Origin of the sequence: Kitasatospora sp. GP82 (assembly GCF_029892105.1) — a bacterium.
GTDB lineage: Bacteria > Actinomycetota > Actinomycetes > Streptomycetales > Streptomycetaceae > Kitasatospora.
Window position 1 is genome coordinate 37,198 of record NZ_JARZAJ010000041.1, and the last position, 19,685, is coordinate 56,882.

The window sequence follows — 19,685 nt, forward strand, 5'->3', positions numbered from 1 at the left end:
GTGCGAACAACCCGAACCGACCAACCGACAACGCCACAACCACAAACCAAAACCAAAAGCAGAAAGACGGGAGAAGAGGGTTGTCAGAATGCGGTGGCGGCCCGGATTCTGGCGCTGGCTGGGCCGATTCGCCCCTCGGGCATGAGGTGACCGGCAGGGGGAGCGGAGGAGGAAACGGCAGGGGGAACGGAAGCGTTCCGGCAAACTCACCAGGGTCACCAAGGTATCGATGAGTTTCCTTGACAGGCCACCAAGGAAACTCACCAGGCACCTTGATGGGCTATCAACGCAGGCCAGAGACGTGCCGACCCGGCCGACGGGGGCCCCGAGGTAGGGACTGGTTAGCGGACGGGATTACGGACCTCATTTCGGACCGGTAAGAACGCGGGATACCTTGGCAGCGGGAGTTATCAAATCGTTATGGAAAGGCCCCATTGATGGCAAGAAATCCGGCGAGAAACGCGGGGTTTCATTCTCCGAGCGCGGGAGCAGCCCGCGCACGGAATGAGGGAGCACCTACGCGCACGGGGATCTGGAGACCGACCACGACGTCCTGGTGACACTCCACCGCTTCACCCTGGCGACCGCCGAGCAGCTCCACCAGTTGCACGGCGGCGCCGCCGGGATCAAGCAGACCCAGAAGCGGCTGACCCAGCTCCAGGCCGAGGGCCTGGCGGAGTTCGTGACCCTGCCGCAGGCCGGCCGCGCGAAGGCCTGGCACCTCACCGCGGCCGGCTCCGCCGTGACCGCCACCTTCCCCGAGGCCCTGCGCCCGGGCGCCCCCGTGCCGGGCGAGCAGAAGCCGGCGGTGAGGCACGGGCGCGAGCACCTGCTCGACGTCGGCCGGATCCACGCCGCCTTCGTCACCGACGCCCGCACCCGCGGCGAGGCCTGCGGCCCGCTCGACCTCGTCCCCGCCCCTGAGCTGGCCGCCGGCGGCGCCGAGGTCTACCGGCCCGCCGCCCACCTCGCCTACACCGCCGGCACCGGCGACGAGCGGCACCGCCTGCGGGCGTTCATCGAGCGCCACCGCCCCGGCGTCGGCGACGAGCAGACCGCGGCGCAGCTGGCGGCCTGCGCCCGGGTGTGGGAGCAGACGGGCGAGGACGGGTCGGGGCGGGCGTGGGAACGGCGCTGGCGAGCGTTCCCCCGGCTGCTGGTGGTCCTGGTCGGCACGGCGGTGGCCGGGGTGCGCGGCGCGGTGGCGGACCTGCGGCTGGCCGCCTGGGAGCTGTGATGACCCGCCGTGTGCCGTGTCCGCCCGCTCCGGGCCCGCTGGAAGCCTACGCCGCACGCTTCGATGACCTGCTTTCCACACTGGCACAGCGTCGGGGGTTCCGCGAGTACCTCGCGGGGTTGCTGCTGCCGCGGGACCGCAACAAGACGCTGACCTGCCTGGCCGGCACCGAACCCCTCGTCGGCGCCCAACACGCCTCGGTGCAGCGGCTGCAGTTCTTCCCGTCCGAGTCGACCTGGGACCACGAGCGGGTCAACGCCCGCAGGGTGGAGCTGCTGCTGGCCGACCCCGCGACCGCGCCCCACCCCCGCGGGGTACTGGTGATCGACGACTCAGGCGACCGCAAGGACGGGAAAGCTACCGCGCACGTCGGCCGGCAATGGCTGGGCCGGCTGGGCAAGACCGACAACGGCATCGTCACCGTGACCACCTGCTGGGCCGATGAGAGCCTCTACTACCCGCTGCACGCCGTGCCCTACAGCCCCGCCCATCACTTCCCCAAGGGTAAGAGCGACCCCGACTTCCGTACCAAGCTGCAGATCGCAGCCGAACTCGCCCGCACCGCGAAGGCCGACGGGGTAGCCTTCCGGGCCGTGGCCGCCGACTGTGCCTACGGCGACCAGGACGGCTTCCGCAGACAACTCGCAGCGGCGGGGCTGCCGTTCGTCATGGCTCTCAAACCGAGCCACGGCACGTGGGCCTACGGCAAGGACGCCTACACTCCCCCGTCGATGCCGCCCGTGCCTTGACCTGGACGGATCCCGAACACCCGGGTGTCGGCGTACAGGTGAAGTACTCAGCCGCGTACACGTGAAAGCGCTCGCGTTTCGGGTTCAATCGGGCGCGGGGCGGCACGCCATCAGGCCGCCCAAGGCAGTCGTACTGCCTCGATCTCGGGGTCGTTCAGCAGCGCTTCGACGAGAGCCGGTGGCCCGGCGACCTTGGTGCCCCAGAGGTCGTAGTCGGTACACAGGACCCATGAGCGGTCCCCCGCCCACAGGTTGGACGGGCTGAAGTCGGCCTCGGGATTGTCGTAGAGAATCGCGGCATCGCCGAGGCGGCCAGCCTGCACATGAAGGTTGTCGACGTCGATGACCGTGAGCATCAGCGGGTTGTAGTAGGCCAGGCAGGGAGTGTCCGGACCCGCGGGGCTGTGCTCGGTGAGGACGGCGATCAGCCGGTCCCAGGTCTCACGGTCCAGGCTCCCCTCGGTGGGCGGGACGATACCGAGCGGCCAACTCCCCTCCTTCTTGGCCGAGGGAAAACAGCCGTTGGAGGGCTGCCGCCCCTCGGGCACGACGGGATCGCCGGTACGCCGGGCGAGTTCCGCCCAGCGCAGCCGCCGCCAGCCGCTTCCGGGGTGCTCGGCGCGACCCAGCCCGCCTCCCGTGGCGATACCCACTTCGAGGTCGATGCCCGCCAAGGTGGCGGGCTGAACGCTCCCGTCCGCCAAACCCGCCTGGCGGTATTCGTGGTATGACACCTCGGCCGGCCCCTGCTCGTGTTCGTACATGGCGTTGAGCACCCAGACGGCATCGGGCATCGCGGGCGGGATGAACCCGGTCACACCATCGCCGCACAGCTCCAACAACCAGTCGGTCGCATCGGACGGCGCGAGCGGCCACAGGCCTGACAGCAGGTTCGATTCCTCGAGCATGCGTTCATGATCCCAGTCGCGCCCAAGGGGCCGGCACCATGTAGCCGCCCTGCCGTGTGGGCACACTCCTGTGTACCCGGCTGGGTACCGGGAGGCGTACCCCGACACCGGGTGACTGGACCGCCGTCGCGCGAACCTTCCGTGACGGGCGCACCGAGACCTGGTGGGCCGCCGACGCCCGCCTGGGCTGGTGGGGACCCGACGGGAACGTCCGCCTGGTCGTGGCCACCACCGACCCGGCCACGCTGCCCGCGCAAGCCACCTGGTACCTGGCCACCGACCTGCCCCGCCCCGGCGGCCCCCGCGAGGCAAGCGGCACATCGCTGTGGACACTCTGGGCCTGCTGCTGACCGTGATGGTCACCGCCGCCTCGGTCAAGGACAACGACGCCGGCCGAGACCTCCTTGAACAACTGCGCGCCGAACACCGCCACATCGCCCTTGTCTGGGCCGACGGCGGCTACACCGGCTGGCTGGTCGCCTTCGCCACCACCGTCCTGGCCCTCGCGCTGACCGTCGTCAAACGCAACGACGACGCCAAGGGGTTCGTGGTGCTGCCGCGCCGCTGGGTCGTGGAGCGCAGTTTCTCCCACCTGATCCGGGCCCGGCGCCTGGCCCGGGACTACGAGACCAGCATCGACAGCGCCGAAGCGATGGCCTGGTGGGCCGCGAGCATCCCGGCCACCCGCCGCCTGGCCCGCTCCGGCCAGCCGGCACCGCGCCGCGTCAAGCGGTCCGCGGCCTGAACAGCCCCGGACGCTCCTCGGCCAACCATCCCCGCGCCACCAGCCGCTTCGCCCGGAACCGGGCCGCTTGCTCCTTCACGTCGGTCGCAGGCCAGCCCAGATGCTCACGCATCCGCCGCGCCCGCACCCCCTCCCCGCCACCCGTGGCCTCGCGCTCGACCAAGGTCACGATCCGCGCGCAGTCGGGCGGGAGCACATCGATCCCCACCCCTTCACGCCAGAGCGGGACTTCGACTCGCGGTCCGACACCGACCGCAGCCGACACCACCGCCGGCGCATCGGACACCACGGCCTCATCGACCGTCTCGGCCAAGGCCGCGACGGTCTCCTCGCGAGCGATGACCGCGCGCCGCGCGGCCTCATCCGCCTCGGCCACAGCAGCCTGAAGCCGCTCCAACTCGGCGCGCAACTCCTCCGCCCGCGCCAGCGCCACCCGCTCGCGCCGCTCCAGTACCCCCAGCACCGACGGCATCCGCCACCTCCAAGCACGCCCCGCACCGTCACGACAGTCCGAGCATGCCTACCGAGAGGCGACTACACACCTCACCTGGGAAAACGTGACCCTACCTTCAGTTTGGGAATCGCTTTTTAGGTCACCGGGCCAGGCTGGACGGTTACGCCGTCACGGCTGGGTGAGGACGTGAATGCTGCCAGGCGAGCGGGCTCAGCGCGTTGTGGGCCCGGTCGAGCGAGTCGCCCAACGTGTGTGCGTCGGCAACGGCGCCAACCAGGCTGGCGCGCAAAAGACTGACCCAGACACCGAAGCTCCCGGCCACGTCGCCGGGCATTACGGGAATGAGACCACCGCGATACCTCCGTCCACCACGATGGCGTCCAGGCCGAGGGCTCACCCGCCAGCCCACTGCCAACGGACCAGAAGAGAACGGTGGACGAGTGCGGAAGATCTTTAAGCAGCTGGCCATGAGCGCACCGGTGGCCGCGATGGCGGCCGCCGGTCTATGAGTTCGGCCGTGACAGCTTCCGCAACGACCCCGCGTCGACCTCAACCGCTATTGCATCGCTGCCGCGATCATCGCGGACACTCCAGATGCGGCAACTGCGAACCTGCGCCGCGTCTGCGAACGCGCTCTGCAGCACGCGCCGGCCCTGCCTGGCTGGTGCCTCGTCCTCACGTAAGACCTCCACGAACCGAGCCCACGGCTCTCCTGGCCGCATGAGTGCAGTCGCGCCGGGAGATCGAGAACCACCTGCCCGCCTCCGTCCGAACACCTCGGGTCGGCCGAGCACATGACGTCCACTCGGAAAGAAACGCACCCGACCGCGACAGCCCTGATGGCCGGCGCAGCGGTCGTTGCGGGCTCCTCGGCCTCGTCCGCCGGTGTCCGCGCGCCCTGAGGTCCCTGGCCGGGGGGCGCCGGCGGGGTGAGGCGGCGTCACGTGACCTGTCTCGAACCGGAGCGCGCCGTCAACCCGGTGCCGGGGACTCGGCGGTGCGGTCTGTCCGCGGAAGAAGCTCACTCCAATGCCCTGGCGACGCCGGGGGCATCTCCTCCATTTCCCGTTTCCTGAAAGAAGGTTGTTCGTCATGCGCATATTCACCAAGATCGCGGCCGTCGCCGCCCTTGCCGTGCCGGCGCTCGTCGCTGTTCCCGGGACCGCCGAGGCCTCCACCCCGGGTGGTTGTTCCAGCGTCTCGCAGATCGGCAGCACCGCCTACCTCAACGTCGACGGGCAGACGATGGCGTCGGTGAAGCAGTACAAGGGCTGCGGGAAGAACTACTCCTACCTGTACGTGTGGGAGGGCTACCGCTCCTCCCACAGCGGCTGGGATGTGTGCGCGGCCGTCGTCGTCGACGGCTCGCACGTCCAGGACCCCCAGTGCGGCCACAACGAAGTGGAGATCTGGTCCTCCGGCGCCGACACCCTGACGCAGTGCACCCAGGCCCTGGGCTGGAACGGGACCGGCCCCATTCCCTACTCCGGCGAGGTCGCCGTCAAGACCGACGTCCGCTGCTGACCCCTCGGCCCACGGCGACCGCCGTAACGCCGGGTCCCACAACGGCTGTTGCTGACTGTCCGGCGGATGCTGCGAAGCCGGTCATGTCCATCGAGCAGTACCGGTCCCCGAGCCGTCACCGGAACACGTACCGCTCACCCGGCTTCGCCGGGTGAGCGGTAAGCGCGCCTGCGCAGACGCCGCCCTTCTCCGCAGCAACCAGGTCAGCGACGGCCGCACCCACCAGCGGTGCCGCTGAGCGCTGCCCCCAGCCGGGAGCCCTCCATCAGACCTCTCACCCGCTGGTGCCCGACACCGGGACGAGGTCAGGGCCGATCCTCCACCGAACCAGAAGGAACCACCACATGGCATCCGCCATCAAGACCCGCAAGACCGCAACCCGACTGCTCGCGGCCGCCGCCGTCCTGAGCGGCCTGGTGCTGAGCGCCGCACAGGCCCACGCGGCAACCCCGCCGCTCCATACCGAGGCATCGGCGGCCACCGCTGCCGCGCTGCCCGTGGTGGACATGGAAGCCACTGTTCTGGCTGCCCAGATCGATCCCCGACGCCCCGACAACACGCTGACCCCGGGGGCCCATGACTCGGTCCTGGCCGTCGAGCAGGCTCTGCAGGCCCGTGGCCTCCTCGACGCCCGTTGGGTGGACGGCTACTTCGGCACCACCACCATCACCGCCTACGCCGCCTTCCAGCGCTCCCTCGGCTACACCGGCCTGGCCGCCAACGGACTGCCCGGCGCCTCCTCCCTCACCGCACTCGGGCAGGGCCGGTTCACCCTCACCCACAAGATCGGACCCGGCGCGAAGCTGCAACGCGACGGATACACCATCGACACCCGCACCCAGAACATGCTCACCGAAGCCGAACGCCTCCTGGGCTTCCACCTCACCCTGTCCCAGGGCTCCTACAACCCCGGCGGCGATCCCACTTCCGCCGGCACCCACGACGGCGGTGGCGTCGTGGACATCGACGTCGACGGCATGTCCAGCAGCACCCGCACCGCCGTCGCCCGAGCACTGCGCGAGGTCGGATTCGCCGCCTGGGTCCGCAACCCCAGCCAGGGCGACTGGCCGTGGCACATCCACGCCGCAGCGATCAACGACACCGATCTGTCCACCCAGGCCCAGCACCAGACCGGTGACTACTACCTCGGCCTCAACGGCCTGGCCAACCAGGCCGACGACGACGGCCCCCGCATCCCCATCCAGACCTGGGAGGAGTACCAGCGCACCCACTGACCGCGCACGGCACCACCCGAGCACAACCGAAGCGCCCGTCGATGACACGTCACGAAAAGAGAAAGCCTTGAAGAACATACGCACCACGCTCGCCGTCGCCGGCACCGCACTGGCCATGGCCGTTCCCCTCATCGGCGCCACCTCCGCCCCCGCCTTCGCCGCGTCCCGCGACGGAGCCTGCGACGACGGAGAGTTCTGCTACTACTACAACAGCAACGAGGCCGGCTCGGTCTCCGACTTCACCGGCTCCATCAGCGACCTCGGAGCCACCCAGCCGACCTGCTACGAATTCAAGGGCGGCGGCAACGGCCAGGGCGTCTGCGTCAAGAACAACGCCGCATCGGTGTGGAACCGCACCGGGCAGACCGTCCGCGTCTACTACAACAGCGGCTTCGGCGGCGCCAGCCAGGACTTCGCCCCCGGTGAAAAGGGCAACCTCAACGCCACCCTGAAGAACAACAATGCCTCTCACAAGTTCCTCAGCGGCGGCAGCAGCAGCAGCGACAACCAGAGCACCACCGACGACTTCGACTACCGCACCCGCGGCTTCGACGCCAAGAACTGCACCGCCTTCGCGGCGTACCGCATCGCCAGCCGTCTCGGCGTCTCGGACTTCAGCAACTCCTGGGGCGGCACCACCTGGGGCAACGCCGGCGACTGGGCCGATGCCGCCCGCCGCGTCGGCGTCAGCGTCGACACCACCCCCACCGTCGGTGCCATCGCCGTCAACACCGTCCACAAGGTCGGCCACGTCGCCTACGTCAACGCCGTCTACTCCGACGGCTCCTTCGACGTCGAGGAATACAACTGGGACAACGATCTCGCCTACGGCACCCGCAGCCACCTCCACGTCAGCAACGCACAGCGCGACTTCCAGTGGATGCTCCACTTCTGAACAACCACCAGCAGGACACCGGCACACCCGGGCCAAGGGCAACCTCACAGCCGGGATGATCTGGTGAGTGTGCAGGTCACGGCGGTGTGACGATGTCCGCCGGAGCCGCAGCGGTACGCATCGAAGCCCCGTCGGACAGGTGACCCCTCCAAGTCGCCTTCGTCCAACGGGGCTTCGACACGCCGCCAGTCCGCCGACGTCCGCCCGGCCGAGTTGAGCCGTGCCGGTACTGCAGAGGTGCTTCGAGAGCTTGCCACCTCCGTTTCGCGCAATGGATCTGTTTCCCGCCTACGTGCTTGTAGCGGACAAGCCCACTGACCGGAGCGTCTCAGCAGAGTGGGCACCAGCCGCTCGGCCATGAGCCACATGTGGCCCCCGTCGGCTCCCACGCCCTTGTGACCGTCTGGGCCCGAGTCGGCGGGCCCGTGGACATCAAACCGACGGCCCGGGCAATGCCTCCACTTCACCGTCCACTACAGCCTGCAGACCAAGCAGCAGCGCAAGCCAGGCATGCCCAGAACAGAGCGATCGACAGGGAGCCGCACTCCTCTGACCTGTGCAAATAGCCCGGCCGCCATAGGAGTCGGCACGAGAATGACCTGGCCTTTCATCACTACTGTCAGCACCAATCCGTCACGACCCGACAGTGAAGAGCCGTTGTTGAACCCCACCGATCACGAGCGGAAAGACAACACCTTCTGAGCCCGCTTGCCTGGCAAGGCTGACCCGTGCACCGAAGCTCCCGGCCAACGCGGCCGGGGGCTTCGTGCTTTCGGTGGGGCGGGTCCATGGACACACCCGATTCCGTTCATGCGCAGGGCCAGACGCAGTGCCCCCACGGAGCAGGCGTCAAACGTAGGGGCGGCATCTTTCGTGGCCCGGCCGATTTGCAAACTCGACCGGATCGGGTGACAACACTCGGCGCCGCATTGACCTCTGGGAGCAGACTGGGAGCACACCGCTCCCATTTACTCCCAACACTCCCAGCCCCACGCTCCCAGAAACCGCCCCCGAGAACGCAAAAAGGCCGTATCTTGAAAACAAGATACGGCCTCTGATCTGCGACTTTGGACATCAGTCCGAAGTCGGGGCGACAGGATTTGAACCTGCGACCCCTTGACCCCCAGCCGCGTGTCAATCCGTCAGAAGTCTCCACTGTCAAGCCAGCTCAAAGCCCTCCTCGTGCATAGAGGTTCCGTACAGGGATTTTGAGAGACCTACAGCGACTCCAAACCGCTCCGCCGCCGTAGCCGTACGATCCGCGCACTTCGCCTGCCCTTGAACGCCGTTGGGCGCCCCGGGGCGCCGGACACGGATCCCCACACCCAATGCACGGGTTCGCCGGCCAGGTCACCGGTAGCCCTCACCCGGGTCTACCGGCCCCATCGGTAGAACTACGCAACCCCATGCGCACCTGGCCGAACCGGTCTCGATCACAACCAGATTCGCGCCCTGGCTGCGGGCACTGGCAGTACCCGGACCCGAGGATGGCCCTGCGGGTGGCCCAACTCGCGGGCGAAAGCGCGCAGCAGGGCGGGGCAGGAGTAGCTACCGGGGGTGTCGGTGGCCAGAATATGGGCGTCCACGAGCCGTTCGAGCACCTCCTCCGCGACCAGCAGCGGCAGGTCCATGGCACGGGCAGCCTGCGCGCTCGAGAACCGGCCGTCCGTGGCCGACGCCAGCAGCCGGAAGGCCCAGGCGGCGGTCGGATCGAGTGCCCGGTAGCTGGCCGCCACCCGGGTCCTGAGGTCCAGGCTTCCCACCCGCAGTTCGTCGAGCAGCAGTTCGTCGGTCAGTCGGTCGGCGAGGTATCCGATGCTCCACGCGGGCCGCGCGCCGAGCCGGGCGGCGCAGATCCGCAGTGCCAGCGGGAGTCGACCGCAGGCGTCGACGACCCGGGCCACCGCCTGCGGTTCGGCCGCCACCCGTGACGACCCGACCAACCGGTGCAGGAGCCGCTCGGACTCCGGCACGGTCAGCACGTCCAGCCCGAGCGGCAGGGCCTCGAACAGGTCGGGCAGCCGGTGGCGACTGGTGACCAGCACCGCGCAGCCGGGGTCGCTCGGCAGCAGCGGGCGCAGCTGCGCACTGTCGCAGGCGTCGTCCAGCACCACCAGCACGCGACGGCCGGTCAGCAGCGAGCGGTAGAGCGAGACGCGCTCGTCCAGACCGGTCGGTAGCCGCTCGGCCGGAACTCCCAGGGCGAGCAGGAAGGCGCCGAGCACGGCTGCAGGGGCGGCGAGGGCGGCGGGTTGGTCGGCCGTGGCGTGGAGGTCGGCGTAGAGGGTGCCATCCGGGAACTCGGTCCGGACGGCGTGTGCGACCTGATCGGCGAGCGCGCTCTTGCCGACTCCGGGCTGGCCCGAGATCACCGCGACGAACGGTGCCAGGCGGTTCGCGGAGGTCAGCCGGTCGACGAGCAGGGACACCTGCTCGTCGCGGCCGGTGAATTCGGGCAGGGGCGGCGGGAGCTGGCAGGGCGTCACAGCTGCCGTCCCCGGGCCGGCGTTCACCCGCGCGGTCGCGGGCTTCCCGGCTGTCGGGTGCCCGGTCGCGGCCACGGACCCGCCGGCCGGCCTGGGCGCCGGCACGGAGCCCGCGCTGATCGGCTCGGGGCGTGCCCGAGCCGGCCCGTACGGATCGGGCTCCCCACGCAGGACTCGCTGGTGGATCTCGCGCAGTTCGCGGCCGGGCTCGACACCGATCTGCTCGACCAGCGTCTGCCGCATCCGCTGGTAGACGGTCAACGCCTCGCACTGCCGCCCACCCCGGTACAGCACCGTCATGAGCTGGCCCCATAGCCGCTCCCGTTCCGGGTGCTCGGCCGTTCGCGCGCGCAGCTCGGTGATGAGGGCATCGGTGTCGTCGCCCAGGCACAGCTGCGCCTCGGTCCGTGCCTCCAAAGCGTCCAGGCGGGCCTCGGCCAGCCGGCGGGCCTCCTCGCGGTGCAGGACGTCCGAGGGGATGTCCTCCAGAGCCGACCCCCGCCACAGCCCCAGGGCCTCGTCCAGCAGGGCAGCCGCGCGCTCGAAGTCCTGACGCCGCAGTGCCGAGATGCCCTGGTCCCGGAGCAGGGTGAACCGCTGGACGTCGAGCTCCTGGTCGTCGACGTCGATCAGGTAGCCACCGGCGGTGGTCCGGATCCGCTCGCCCGACTCGCCCAGGGCGTTGCGCAGCCGCATCACGTAGTTGCGCAGGGCGGCGGACGCGCTCCGGGGCGGCTGTCCGTCCCAGACCGCCTCTGCCAGGAAATCCGCCGACGTCGGCTGCCCGTGCCGGATCAGGAGCGCCGCGAGAAGCGCACGTTGCCTGCGGCCGGGGACGGCGCGGGTCTGCCCGCCGTCGCGGACCAGTAGGGGCCCCAGGATCCCGAACTCCACTCGCCTGTTCTCCTCTGCCGTGGGTGGTGGAAGGTGATGGGCGCGCTTCGCGACGCGCCCATGACGATCGATCACCCTTTCTAATGCGCCGACACGTTGTCAGTGCTGCAGAACCTGGTGAAGGGTGGTCAACTCCGGACAGCGGTCATCCTGATACGCCGCCAGCTGGGGCCCTCGGCTATCCCGGACAATGTCCGGTTGTCCGGCTGTCCTGACAACCGGACAACCGGACAACCGACTGGTGGCCGGGTGGGGCGGCCTGAGGAGACGGGAAGTGCCGGCCCCGAGCGGAGCCGGCACGGTGAGCGGGGAACAGCCGTCAGCCGCAGTGGCTCCAGTCGCTGGTCCACGAGGCACCCGCGTAGGAGCCGCCCCACTGCACGCAGACCTTCGGCGCGGCAAGCGTGACCGGGCCCGCGTAGTACGTGAAGCTGCCGGGGTTGCTCGCCGAGGCGCCGCCCTGCGCGGCCAGCGTCGCGTCCATCGCCACCTGGCCGACGGGGTGGGTGGCCATGGTGGTGACGCAGTTCTGACCGGTGGCGCCGTTGAACAGCAGGTAGACCACCGCGCCGGGCAGCGCGTGCGAGTCGACCACGCCGAAGCCGCTGCCGCAGACCGCGGCCGGGGTGTACGGGTTGCTACTGCCGGTGGCCACCGGCGTGGTGTAGCCGAGGATGTAGTAGCCGTCCGCGGCGTCCACGTTGTCCGGCGCGCTGCCCGCGCTCTTCTGGCCGGCGGCGATGGTGATGGCGGCGACGTGGGAGCTGACCGCGAAGCCGGCCATCGAGCCGGTGTTCTGGGTGCCGCCCCAGTCGCCGTTGGCGGTGCTGATCGAGCCGTCGGGGTTGACCGAGGTCACGATGCCGACGTGGTGGATCTCGGAGTCCTTCGTGCTTCCGTAGACCACGGCGTCGCCCGGCTGCGGACTGTACGAGGCCGAGGTGTGCAGGGTGCTGTTGGCCCGGCCGTAGTCGACGAAGCTGGAGGCGGCGGCGTTCAGGCCGCCGGTGGAGAAACCGGCGTGCTCCCAGACCCACTGCGCGAAGTCGGCGCACCAGTACTCGGGGCCGCCCGAGCAGCTGGTCTCGAACTGCGGGCCGCCGAGGCTGTTGTAGGTCGGATTGTTGGCGCAGGTGCCAGCCGTCTTGTCGACGTTGGCGGCGGCCAGCGCGGCCGCGTCCGCACCCGTGGCGGCGGAGGCGGTGGCAGGGTTGGCGAGGCTCAGCAGGGCGAACACCACGGCGGCGACCGTGGCGCCGGCTATCCGCCTGACCAATCCTGAGAGGTGATGGTGATTCACCGTTCTCCTTGGGAAGGGGGGGACAGGGCACGGCGCGGCCGACGGTGCCGTCGAGCACCCAGCCGCGCCGCGCGGCACACTCTTCCCGTACGCCGTAACGTTCCTGTCCCACTCGGCGGGCCGAGCCCGGTCCCGAACAGCGGCCCCCGCCCTGCCGGCGGACCTTGTTACTTGGCGGGGTAACGGCAGGCGGCCCGTGCGGCCACGCTCCGCTCGCCGTCGCCCAGCGACACCGGCCGTGCCTGCGCGGGGGCGGCAGATGGCAGGGCCAGCGCGTCCACCACGTCGGTGGGACCGTCACCGCCCAGGCAGGCGACCGCGGCCAGCCGGATCGGGCCCTGATCGGCCGTCGGCTTCGCGAGCCGCCAGGGCACGGTGAACCCGTCGGGGCCGACGTCGGTCAGGCCGAGCTGGTGCCAGCGCGGCGCCGGCACCGCCTGACCACTGTCGGAGAAGTACGCGGCGAACCCCACGATGCCGAGGTAGGAACCGGTGGCGTGCAGATCCATGGCATCGGGATCGGTCGGCTGGTGAGAGACCGTCAGGGAGATCGAGGCAGGAGCCGGGAGCCCGCCGGGGCAGATGTCCGGCTTTGCCTCCGTGGGCGGATTGCCGTGCACCGAGGCCGACGAGACCATCCCGCCACCGCTCAGTTCGAACCACCGGACGTCGGGTGCCCCGCCCGTCTGGTCCAGGACGACGTCACCGATGCAGAAGCCGACGAAGTGGACCTTGCATCCGGGCGGGATCTCGCCGATCACCGCCGCGCTGCGGGTGGCGCCGCTGCGGACCCGCGTGTCCCCGCTGTAGGTCGTGCCCTGGAAGGTCGTCCCGCCGGCCGGGCTGGCCGGACAGCCCGACTCGGCGGCCGCGCCCGTGTTGTCCGCCGCGCGCTGCCAGACCACGAGCAGGCTGGTCAGCCCCAGCACCAAGGCGAAGCCCAGGGCGGGCAGCCACACCCGTGGCCGCCACCAGCGCCGGCGCGGTGCGCTCGACTCCTCGCCGTCGACCGGCTCGGGGCCGAAGCCGTGCTTGGGTAGTGCGTCCACCGCCGGGCCGCACTCCTCGGTGCTCGCCTCGGTCGGCTCGATCGCCGTCAAGACGATCTGGGGGGCCTGGACCTGCGACGGCTGAACCCGCGCATCGGGCTTAACCCGCGCGTCGGCTCCAGCCGTACCGGCGAGTCGGCGGTCGAGCGCGCACCAGCGCTTCTCCCAGAGCTTGACGTCGCCACGGCAGGCGCCGACGTACGCCAGCGTCACCTCGAGCGTGGGTTTGCGCATGCCACCGGCCGCATCGCTGAGTGTCGTGGCACTGAAACCCGCCGTCGCCGCGAGTGCCCGGTATGTCGGGTTGCCGGCCGCCTGCCGCAGCGACCTCAGCTCGTACGCGAACGCCTGCAGCGGGCCGCCGTCGGGGTCAAGAGGTCGTGGCCTACGGGGCAAGGGCCACCTCGCCGCGGCCGACCGTGTGCGATTCGAACATCCCGGCATCCCCCTGTGCTCTGCTGGCGCCCCGGTCGTGCCGAGTGCCGCAGCCGCCGCCACAACCCCCTGGCGGCGACGATGTGCATGGCGCGTGATGATGGGCAGTCAGATTGTTACATGAATTGCCTGGTACTGCGTCATGCTCCGTCGCGTTCCGATCAGAACGCGACAGCGCGACTGACCGTCCTCCGAGTGGAGGCGGGCAGTCGTGCTGGGGTACGTCTGGAGTTGTTACCGGCGGGCGCCGCCTATACGGCGACGAGACCAGGCGGCTCAGGTCCCGAAGAACTGGCCGGACGCGTTGTTGTTCTTCATCGACGGGATCAGGCTGCTGAGGGGTCGTATCAGTGCCGTCTCTTATGCTCGCCCCGGTCCGCTTCGGTCTGGCGGATCCGGTCCCAGATCGCCTCCGTCGTGCGTGATCAACACGTGAGTCGACTATGAGTGGCTGCCGACAAGATCAGTGCACTGCCGGTTCGAGGCGCTGCGCTCGGCCGAGTCCCGCATCACATCCACTGAGGAGAGCTCATGACGGAACGTCAGGTCCCGGGTCCGCGTCTGAGGAAGGCCGGGGTCCGGGCCGCCCTGGTGGGCGCGGCGGCTCTCATCGCGGTCGGCCTGTCCGGTGCGGAGGCGATGGCGCAGGACAGCACGGCCGCCACCTTCACCCTCGCTCAGCCCGACTGGTACGCCAACACCAGCGTGTCCTCCTCCTCCGTCACATTGGAGCTGCTGAGCGATGGAAACCTGGTGCTGCACACCATCAGCGACACCGACGGGGGCATTCGACTCTGGGCCAGCGGCACCGGCGGCCGGGGCGTGACCCATGTGGACTGGTCGCAGTCCGGTTACGCCAAACTGCTGAACGCCTCCAACAACGTCGTGTGCACCCTCGGCAAGCTCAACCCCGCCCCGGGGGGCTCGGTCCGGGTCCAGGACGACGGCAACATGGTCTTCTACGACACCAACGGCAACGCCACTTGGTCCACCGGCACCTCCAACGGGCCGGGCAACCTGAACTACTGCTACACCTGATCGTCGAAGGGACACCCGTGATATTCAGCAGATCCGCCGGTTCCAAGGCGCGCAGGCGCCTGGGGCACGTCGTGCTGGTGTGTGCCGCGGCCGCCGGTGCCATCGGTTCCACCGCCACCACAGCGACCGCCGACACGCCCATCGCGACCTTCACACTCAACCAGCCCGACTGGTGGCTCGGCCAGACGGCGGCGTCTGGCAGCGTGAGGCAACTGTCATTTCTCAACGACGGCAACCTGGTTCTCTATGGCTTCGACGGCGAGACCGATTACCCGTTGTGGGCCTCGGGCACCAGCGGGAAGGGTGTGACGCATCTGGACTGGTCGCAGTCCGGATACGTCAAACTGCTGGACTCCTCCGGCAACATCGTCTGCACCATGGGAGCCCTGAACCCGGCACCGGGTGGCCACGCGGAGCTCCAGGACACCGGCGACCTCGTGTTCTACGACGTCAACGGCAACGTCACCTGGTCCACCGACAGCCACAGTCACCGCAACCTGAACTACTGCTACACCTGATCCGCGCCCCCGCCGCCGCACCCAGCGGGCGGCGCCGCAGGGCCCTTCGGCTCGACCCGTATACGTCGAGCTTCCACCCTTACCTGGCGTGCCGCTTCCGCCAGGTCCACTCCGGGCGACCGTTCGCCTCGAACCGTGCGCGCCGGACCGCACACGTCGACTCCCCCGAGGACACCTGCCGTCCGACGGGGCGGTCTCCGACGGTGGTGCGCCCCTCGCGCCTGCGTCCCTCACGATCAACCGATGCTCCGAGAAGAGGAACACTCATGACTGCGAACCGAACCACCGGATCACTGCTTCGCAAGACGGTCATCCGCGCTGCCACGGTCTGCACGGCTGCCGTGGCCGTGGTCGGCCTGGCCGGGACCAACGCGATGGCCGCCGGCGACTATGACTCGACGGCCGCGTACTTCACCGCCGGCCAGGGCGACTGGTACGCGGGCTACAACACCAACTCGTCCAGCGTGAATCTGGTCTTCCAGAGCGATGGCAACCTGGTGCTGTACACCAACGACGGCAGCAGGGCGCTGTGGGCCAGCGGCAGCTACGGCCAGGGCGTGAACCACGTGGACTGGTCGCAGAGCGGTTACATCAAGCTGCAGCACGACAACGACACCATCTGCACCATCGGCAAGTCGAACCCCGCCCCGGGTGGCCACGCGGTCGTCCAGGCCGACGGCAACCTCGTCTTCTACCGGGCCGACGGCTCTGCCGCCTGGTCCAGCGGCACCAACGGCCTCTCCCAGGGCACCGCGAACTACTGCGCGTCCTGACGGGCCCCTCCTGGGCCCGGGAAGGCGGGACCGCCGCAGCGATGCGGCGGTCCCGCCCGATGGTTCAATGTCCGGCAAAGGCCCCACGCGCTGCTCGGGTCTTTGCCGGCTCAACCCTGCTGACAGGCACGACAGTACGGGCACAGCACTGCTCAGGGCTCGCCCGAGGACGGGAGCGACTGCAATCCCTTGAGACTGTCGGCGATCACGCGTGCGGCGCCGACCTGACGGGCGAGTGCGAGAGCACGAGTCCAACTGCACCTGGCCGCTTCCAGGTCACCGAAGTCGGCGTGGGCTCGGGCGATCGTTTCGAGGGTGTCCGCCATGCCCGAGTGGTCTTCGAGGTCCTCGGTGATGGTGAGCGCCTCGCCGAGCGCCGCGAGGGCCTCCTGTTGCCGCCCGAGGTACCGAAGGGCATCGCCGAGGTTGATCAGCGTGGCGGCGACCGGCCCGGGGAGGCGGTCGCGCCGGAACTCTTCCAGCACCCGCCGGTAGACGGGCTCTGCGGCGCCGGCGTCCCCGGCCTTCAGGTACAGGCCCGCCAGGCCGTGGAGCGCCATCATGTTGTCGGCGCCGGTGGCTTCCCGGTACAGCTCGATCGAGCGCTCGGCGGCGTCGAAGGCTTCGTCGAGGCGCCCGAGTTCGTCGAAGAGCAGCGACTTGTTGCCCAGGACCGCCGCAAGGCCACGCAGGTCTCCGCTGGCGGAGTGCAGTTCCTGCGCGGCGTTCAAGTGGGTCAGGCAGTCCTCGTACCGGCCGGCCCGGCCCTGACTGGCGGCCAGCAGGTTGTGCAGGTCGGCCTCGGCCTTGCGGTTCTCGTGGGCGCGGGCGATGGCGAGCGTGTCGGTGATGACGGCCTCCCAGTGCCCGTCCCACCAGTAGCTGTTCCCGTAGCCCTGCAGCATGGTGGCGATCGAGTAGGCGAGGTGGGGCAGGCCGTAGTCGTCAGCCCGCTGGACGGCGCACCTGATGGCGGGCATCTCCCGGCGCAGCCAGGCCAGCGCATGCTCAGCCGACGTGAGGTCGGGCAGTGGAGAGGGGATGGGCGGCAGGTCGACCTCTGCCTCGCTCCCGTACGGCCAGCAGAGTGAGCCGGCGCGGTGGACGGCGACGGTGTACCAGGTGAGCAGGCGGCCGACGGCGGCAGCCCGGGTCTGCGTGGTCTCCTGGGAGCGGGCGAGTTCGGCCGCGTACTCGGCTACCAAGTCGTGGAGCCGGTAGGTGTTCGCCGCCGGTGACTGGAGGATCTGGGCGTCAACCAGAACATCGAGCAGGTCGAGCGTGACGTCGACCTGCTCGCCGAGCAGGGCTGCGGCGGCTTCGAGAGACAGCGGGGGGCCCGACCACAGCCCCAGGCGGTGGAAGGCGCGGGCAGCAGCTGACTCCACCTGGTGGCCACTGTCCAGCAGGGCCTGGTAGCTCATCGCGAACACGGTGCGCACCGAGGTGTCGTCGGCGGAAAGGAGCTCAAGCCGGCGAGGAGGATCGGCCAACCGGTCGGCGATGACGTGCAGTGGCCAGTTGGGGCGGTTGGCGATGCGGGCTGCGGCGAGGCGCAGCGCCAGGGGCAGGCCGCCGCAGGCGGCGAGGATGCGCTGGGTGGCGTCCGGTTCGGCGGTGACCCGGTCCGGGCCGCAGACCGAGGCCAGCAGCTCCTCCCCTTCCGGCCCGAGCGGTTCCAGGGAGACGTGCGTGCCGTCGAGGCGGCCGACCAGGGCGCGACGACTGGTCACGATCACGGCGGAGCGGTCGGCTCCGGGTATCAGCGGGGCGACCTGGGTGCTGTCGACGGCGTTGTCGAGGAGCAGAAGGACGCGGCGCTCGGCGAGGGTGGCCCGGAACAGGGCGGCCCGATCGTCGGCGTGCTCAGGCAAGTCCGGGCCGGGGATACCGAGATCGACGAGGAACCGTGCCAGTAGTTCCTGTGGCTCGCGAGCCGGCGAGGCGGCGAAGCCGTTGAGGTCGGCGTACAGCTGCCCGTCCGGGTAGTCGGCCCGCAGGGCGTCGGCCGCGCGTATCGCCAGGGCAGTCTTCCCAACGCCACCCATACCGGAGATGACCACGGTCGCAACGGTGTCGCCGCCACCCCGGTGACCGAGACCACTCGGTGTCGCCAGCGCGGCGGTCACCAGCGCCAATTCGCGCCGACGGCCGACGAATCCGCTGACGGGTCGCGGCAGCTGGGACGGAACGTCGGACGGCCGACTCGCCCGCCCCGGGTCGGCGGCGGACTGGTCCGGGACAAGGAGCGTCTGGTAGGCCTCCTGCACCGGGCGGCCGGGATCGACCCCTAGTTCCTCGGCGAGTGCCTCCCTCAGCGCCCGGTGGACCTCGAGGGCGTCAGCGGTGCGGCCGCTACGGTGCAGAGCCAGCATCAGTTGGCGGTGGAACGCCTCGCGCAGAGGGTGATCGGCCGCGAGCAGTGCCAGCTCAGCCCCCATCTCCTGGTGCCGGCCCAGATGCAGCCCGGCCTCGAAGCGGCACTCCAGAGCCTGCAGCCGCAGCTCCATAAGACGAGCAGCCTCCGAATAGTCGGTCAGCGCAGGCACGTCAGCGAACGGCCGGCCCCGCCACAGCGCCAGCCCAGCATCCGACTCGGACTCGACCGCCGGCCAATCCTGTCGCCGCTGAGCGGCCTGGGCTCGTTGGACATGGACGGCGAAGAGCTGACTGTCCAATTCCGCGTCGCGAACCTCCAGCAGGTAGCCAGGCGCAATCGCCCGGAGCCGCTGAGCAAGCTGGGGCCCCAGACACCTGCGCAGCCCAGCAGCGTGGTTGTGCAACGAGGACACAGCGGTCGACGGCGGTTCCTCTCCCCACAGAACCTCTTGCAGCCGGTCGAGGGACACGACCTGGTTGGGCTGCAGTAGCAGGGCCCCCAACAGCAGCCGCGCCTTTGGGCCCGAGACCCTGCGCTGCTCCGGGCCGTACCACACCGATAGAGGCCCGAGCAGGCCGAAACGAGTCTCCAAACCATCCCCCCTGGAGCGCAGGCAACTCAGACTCCGTGTCAGTCCGAGTACAGACCACCACGCAAGCATAGGCAACCGTGCTACAGACCCGGGGATCGGCCCAGTGGCCGTTGGACTGCCCCAACCAAGACGCGGGCCGGCTGGCGTGACCTGGCCAGTGTCGGTGTTCGCCGATCTGATCCGGAAGTCAGTAGCCGTTGTCGTACCGATCAGAGCGCCTGCCGATCGAACGGAAGTCTCGATCGGGTGATCGCGGGCCAGTGGACGCATAGAAGCAGGGCCTCCTGCACAGTTCGGGGATTGTCGAAGTCCTACCGAGTAACAGAGAGGCCCTGTTGTCCCAGTCTGTCGCGCTCGCGCCTGTTGCGTCCAACTCCTGCGTGTCGTCGTGTGATTGCCTCGCTCACACGTACGGGAATGCGGCCGATCATGGTGAGCGTGTGCGACGGTATCCGTCGGACATGACCGACGCC

The 19,685-nt window shown here is 69.7% G+C and carries 16 protein-coding genes; 10 read left to right on the top strand and 6 right to left on the bottom strand.

Going from position 1 to position 19,685, the window contains the following annotated elements; all coding sequences use genetic code 11:
* The first annotated feature begins 556 nt into the window (after positions 1-556).
* Positions 557-1,237 (top strand): replication-relaxation family protein, encoded by a 681-nt coding sequence (locus P3T39_RS29960; RefSeq protein WP_280702337.1) that lies wholly within the window; start codon positions 557-559, stop codon positions 1,235-1,237.
* A complete protein-coding gene (locus P3T39_RS29965; RefSeq protein ID WP_280702338.1) occupies positions 1,237-1,986 on the top strand; it encodes a transposase in 750 nt (249 codons plus the stop codon). The genes P3T39_RS29960 and P3T39_RS29965 overlap by 1 nt, the downstream gene beginning before the upstream one ends.
* A gap of 110 nt (positions 1,987-2,096) precedes the next feature.
* Here P3T39_RS29965 and P3T39_RS29970 read toward each other — a convergent pair whose 3' ends face one another.
* The gene (locus P3T39_RS29970) at positions 2,097-2,894 is read right to left on the bottom strand and encodes a hypothetical protein (RefSeq protein WP_280702339.1); all 798 of its coding nucleotides are present in this window, start codon (positions 2,892-2,894) and stop codon (positions 2,097-2,099) included.
* Positions 2,895-2,950: 56 nt separating this feature from the next.
* On the opposite strand from P3T39_RS29970, the gene P3T39_RS29975 reads away from it, so the two are divergent.
* Together P3T39_RS29975 and P3T39_RS29980 are read left to right on the top strand one after the other, a co-directional pair.
* A complete protein-coding gene (locus P3T39_RS29975) occupies positions 2,951-3,244 on the top strand; it encodes a hypothetical protein (RefSeq protein ID WP_280702340.1) in 294 nt (97 codons plus the stop codon).
* The gene (locus P3T39_RS29980) at positions 3,220-3,639 is read left to right on the top strand and encodes a transposase (RefSeq protein WP_280702341.1); all 420 of its coding nucleotides are present in this window, start codon (positions 3,220-3,222) and stop codon (positions 3,637-3,639) included. Before P3T39_RS29975 ends, P3T39_RS29980 begins: the two co-directional genes overlap by 25 nt.
* Here the strand turns inward: P3T39_RS29980 and P3T39_RS29985 are convergent.
* Positions 3,620-4,111, bottom strand: coding sequence for a hypothetical protein (locus tag P3T39_RS29985; protein WP_280702342.1), 492 nt, complete (start codon positions 4,109-4,111; stop codon positions 3,620-3,622). The two genes, P3T39_RS29980 and P3T39_RS29985, sit on opposite strands and share 20 nt — an antisense overlap.
* A 1,074-nt stretch (positions 4,112-5,185) precedes the next feature.
* On the opposite strand from P3T39_RS29985, the gene P3T39_RS29990 reads away from it, so the two are divergent.
* The 3 genes from P3T39_RS29990 to P3T39_RS30000 all read left to right on the top strand — a co-directional run bounded on the left by P3T39_RS29990 (position 5,186) and on the right by P3T39_RS30000 (position 7,747).
* Positions 5,186-5,617 carry a hypothetical protein gene (locus tag P3T39_RS29990; protein ID WP_280702343.1) on the top strand — a complete coding sequence of 144 codons (432 nt, stop codon included), beginning with the start codon at positions 5,186-5,188 and terminating at the stop codon, positions 5,615-5,617.
* A 344-nt stretch (positions 5,618-5,961) separates the two neighbouring features.
* Complete coding sequence (locus P3T39_RS29995; protein ID WP_280702344.1) at positions 5,962-6,852, top strand: peptidoglycan-binding protein; 891 nt, start codon at positions 5,962-5,964, stop codon at positions 6,850-6,852.
* A gap of 67 nt (positions 6,853-6,919) precedes the next feature.
* On the top strand, positions 6,920-7,747 hold the full coding sequence (locus tag P3T39_RS30000) for a CHAP domain-containing protein (RefSeq protein ID WP_280702345.1): 828 nt from the start codon (positions 6,920-6,922) through the stop codon (positions 7,745-7,747).
* A 1,433-nt stretch (positions 7,748-9,180) separates the two neighbouring features.
* Here P3T39_RS30000 and P3T39_RS30005 read toward each other — a convergent pair.
* The 3 genes from P3T39_RS30005 to P3T39_RS37655 form a co-directional block, all read right to left on the bottom strand.
* Positions 9,181-11,127, bottom strand: coding sequence for a BTAD domain-containing putative transcriptional regulator (locus P3T39_RS30005; RefSeq protein ID WP_280702346.1), 1,947 nt, complete (start codon positions 11,125-11,127; stop codon positions 9,181-9,183).
* 319 nt (positions 11,128-11,446) lie between these two features.
* Positions 11,447-12,427 (bottom strand): CHAP domain-containing protein, encoded by a 981-nt coding sequence (locus P3T39_RS30010; protein ID WP_280702347.1) that lies wholly within the window; start codon positions 12,425-12,427, stop codon positions 11,447-11,449.
* Positions 12,428-12,594: 167 nt separating this feature from the next.
* Positions 12,595-13,872, bottom strand: coding sequence for a hypothetical protein (locus P3T39_RS37655; RefSeq protein ID WP_348534404.1), 1,278 nt, complete (start codon positions 13,870-13,872; stop codon positions 12,595-12,597).
* A 570-nt stretch (positions 13,873-14,442) separates the two neighbouring features.
* On the opposite strand from P3T39_RS37655, the gene P3T39_RS30020 reads away from it, so the two are divergent.
* The 3 genes from P3T39_RS30020 to P3T39_RS30030 all read left to right on the top strand — a co-directional run bounded on the left by P3T39_RS30020 (position 14,443) and on the right by P3T39_RS30030 (position 16,240).
* Entirely contained in the window at positions 14,443-14,949 is a 507-nt protein-coding gene (locus P3T39_RS30020; protein WP_280702348.1) for a hypothetical protein, read from the top strand.
* Between the two features lie 17 nt (positions 14,950-14,966).
* Positions 14,967-15,467, top strand: a complete 501-nt coding sequence (locus tag P3T39_RS30025; protein WP_280702349.1) for a hypothetical protein — start codon at positions 14,967-14,969, stop codon at positions 15,465-15,467.
* 266 nt (positions 15,468-15,733) lie between these two features.
* A complete protein-coding gene (locus tag P3T39_RS30030; RefSeq protein WP_280702350.1) occupies positions 15,734-16,240 on the top strand; it encodes a hypothetical protein in 507 nt (168 codons plus the stop codon).
* Positions 16,241-16,392: 152 nt separating this feature from the next.
* Here P3T39_RS30030 and P3T39_RS30035 read toward each other — a convergent pair whose 3' ends face one another.
* Positions 16,393-19,482: a BTAD domain-containing putative transcriptional regulator gene (locus P3T39_RS30035; protein ID WP_348534405.1), complete on the bottom strand. Its 3,090-nt coding sequence runs from the start codon at positions 19,480-19,482 to the stop codon at positions 16,393-16,395.
* Positions 19,483-19,685 lie beyond the last annotated feature (203 nt).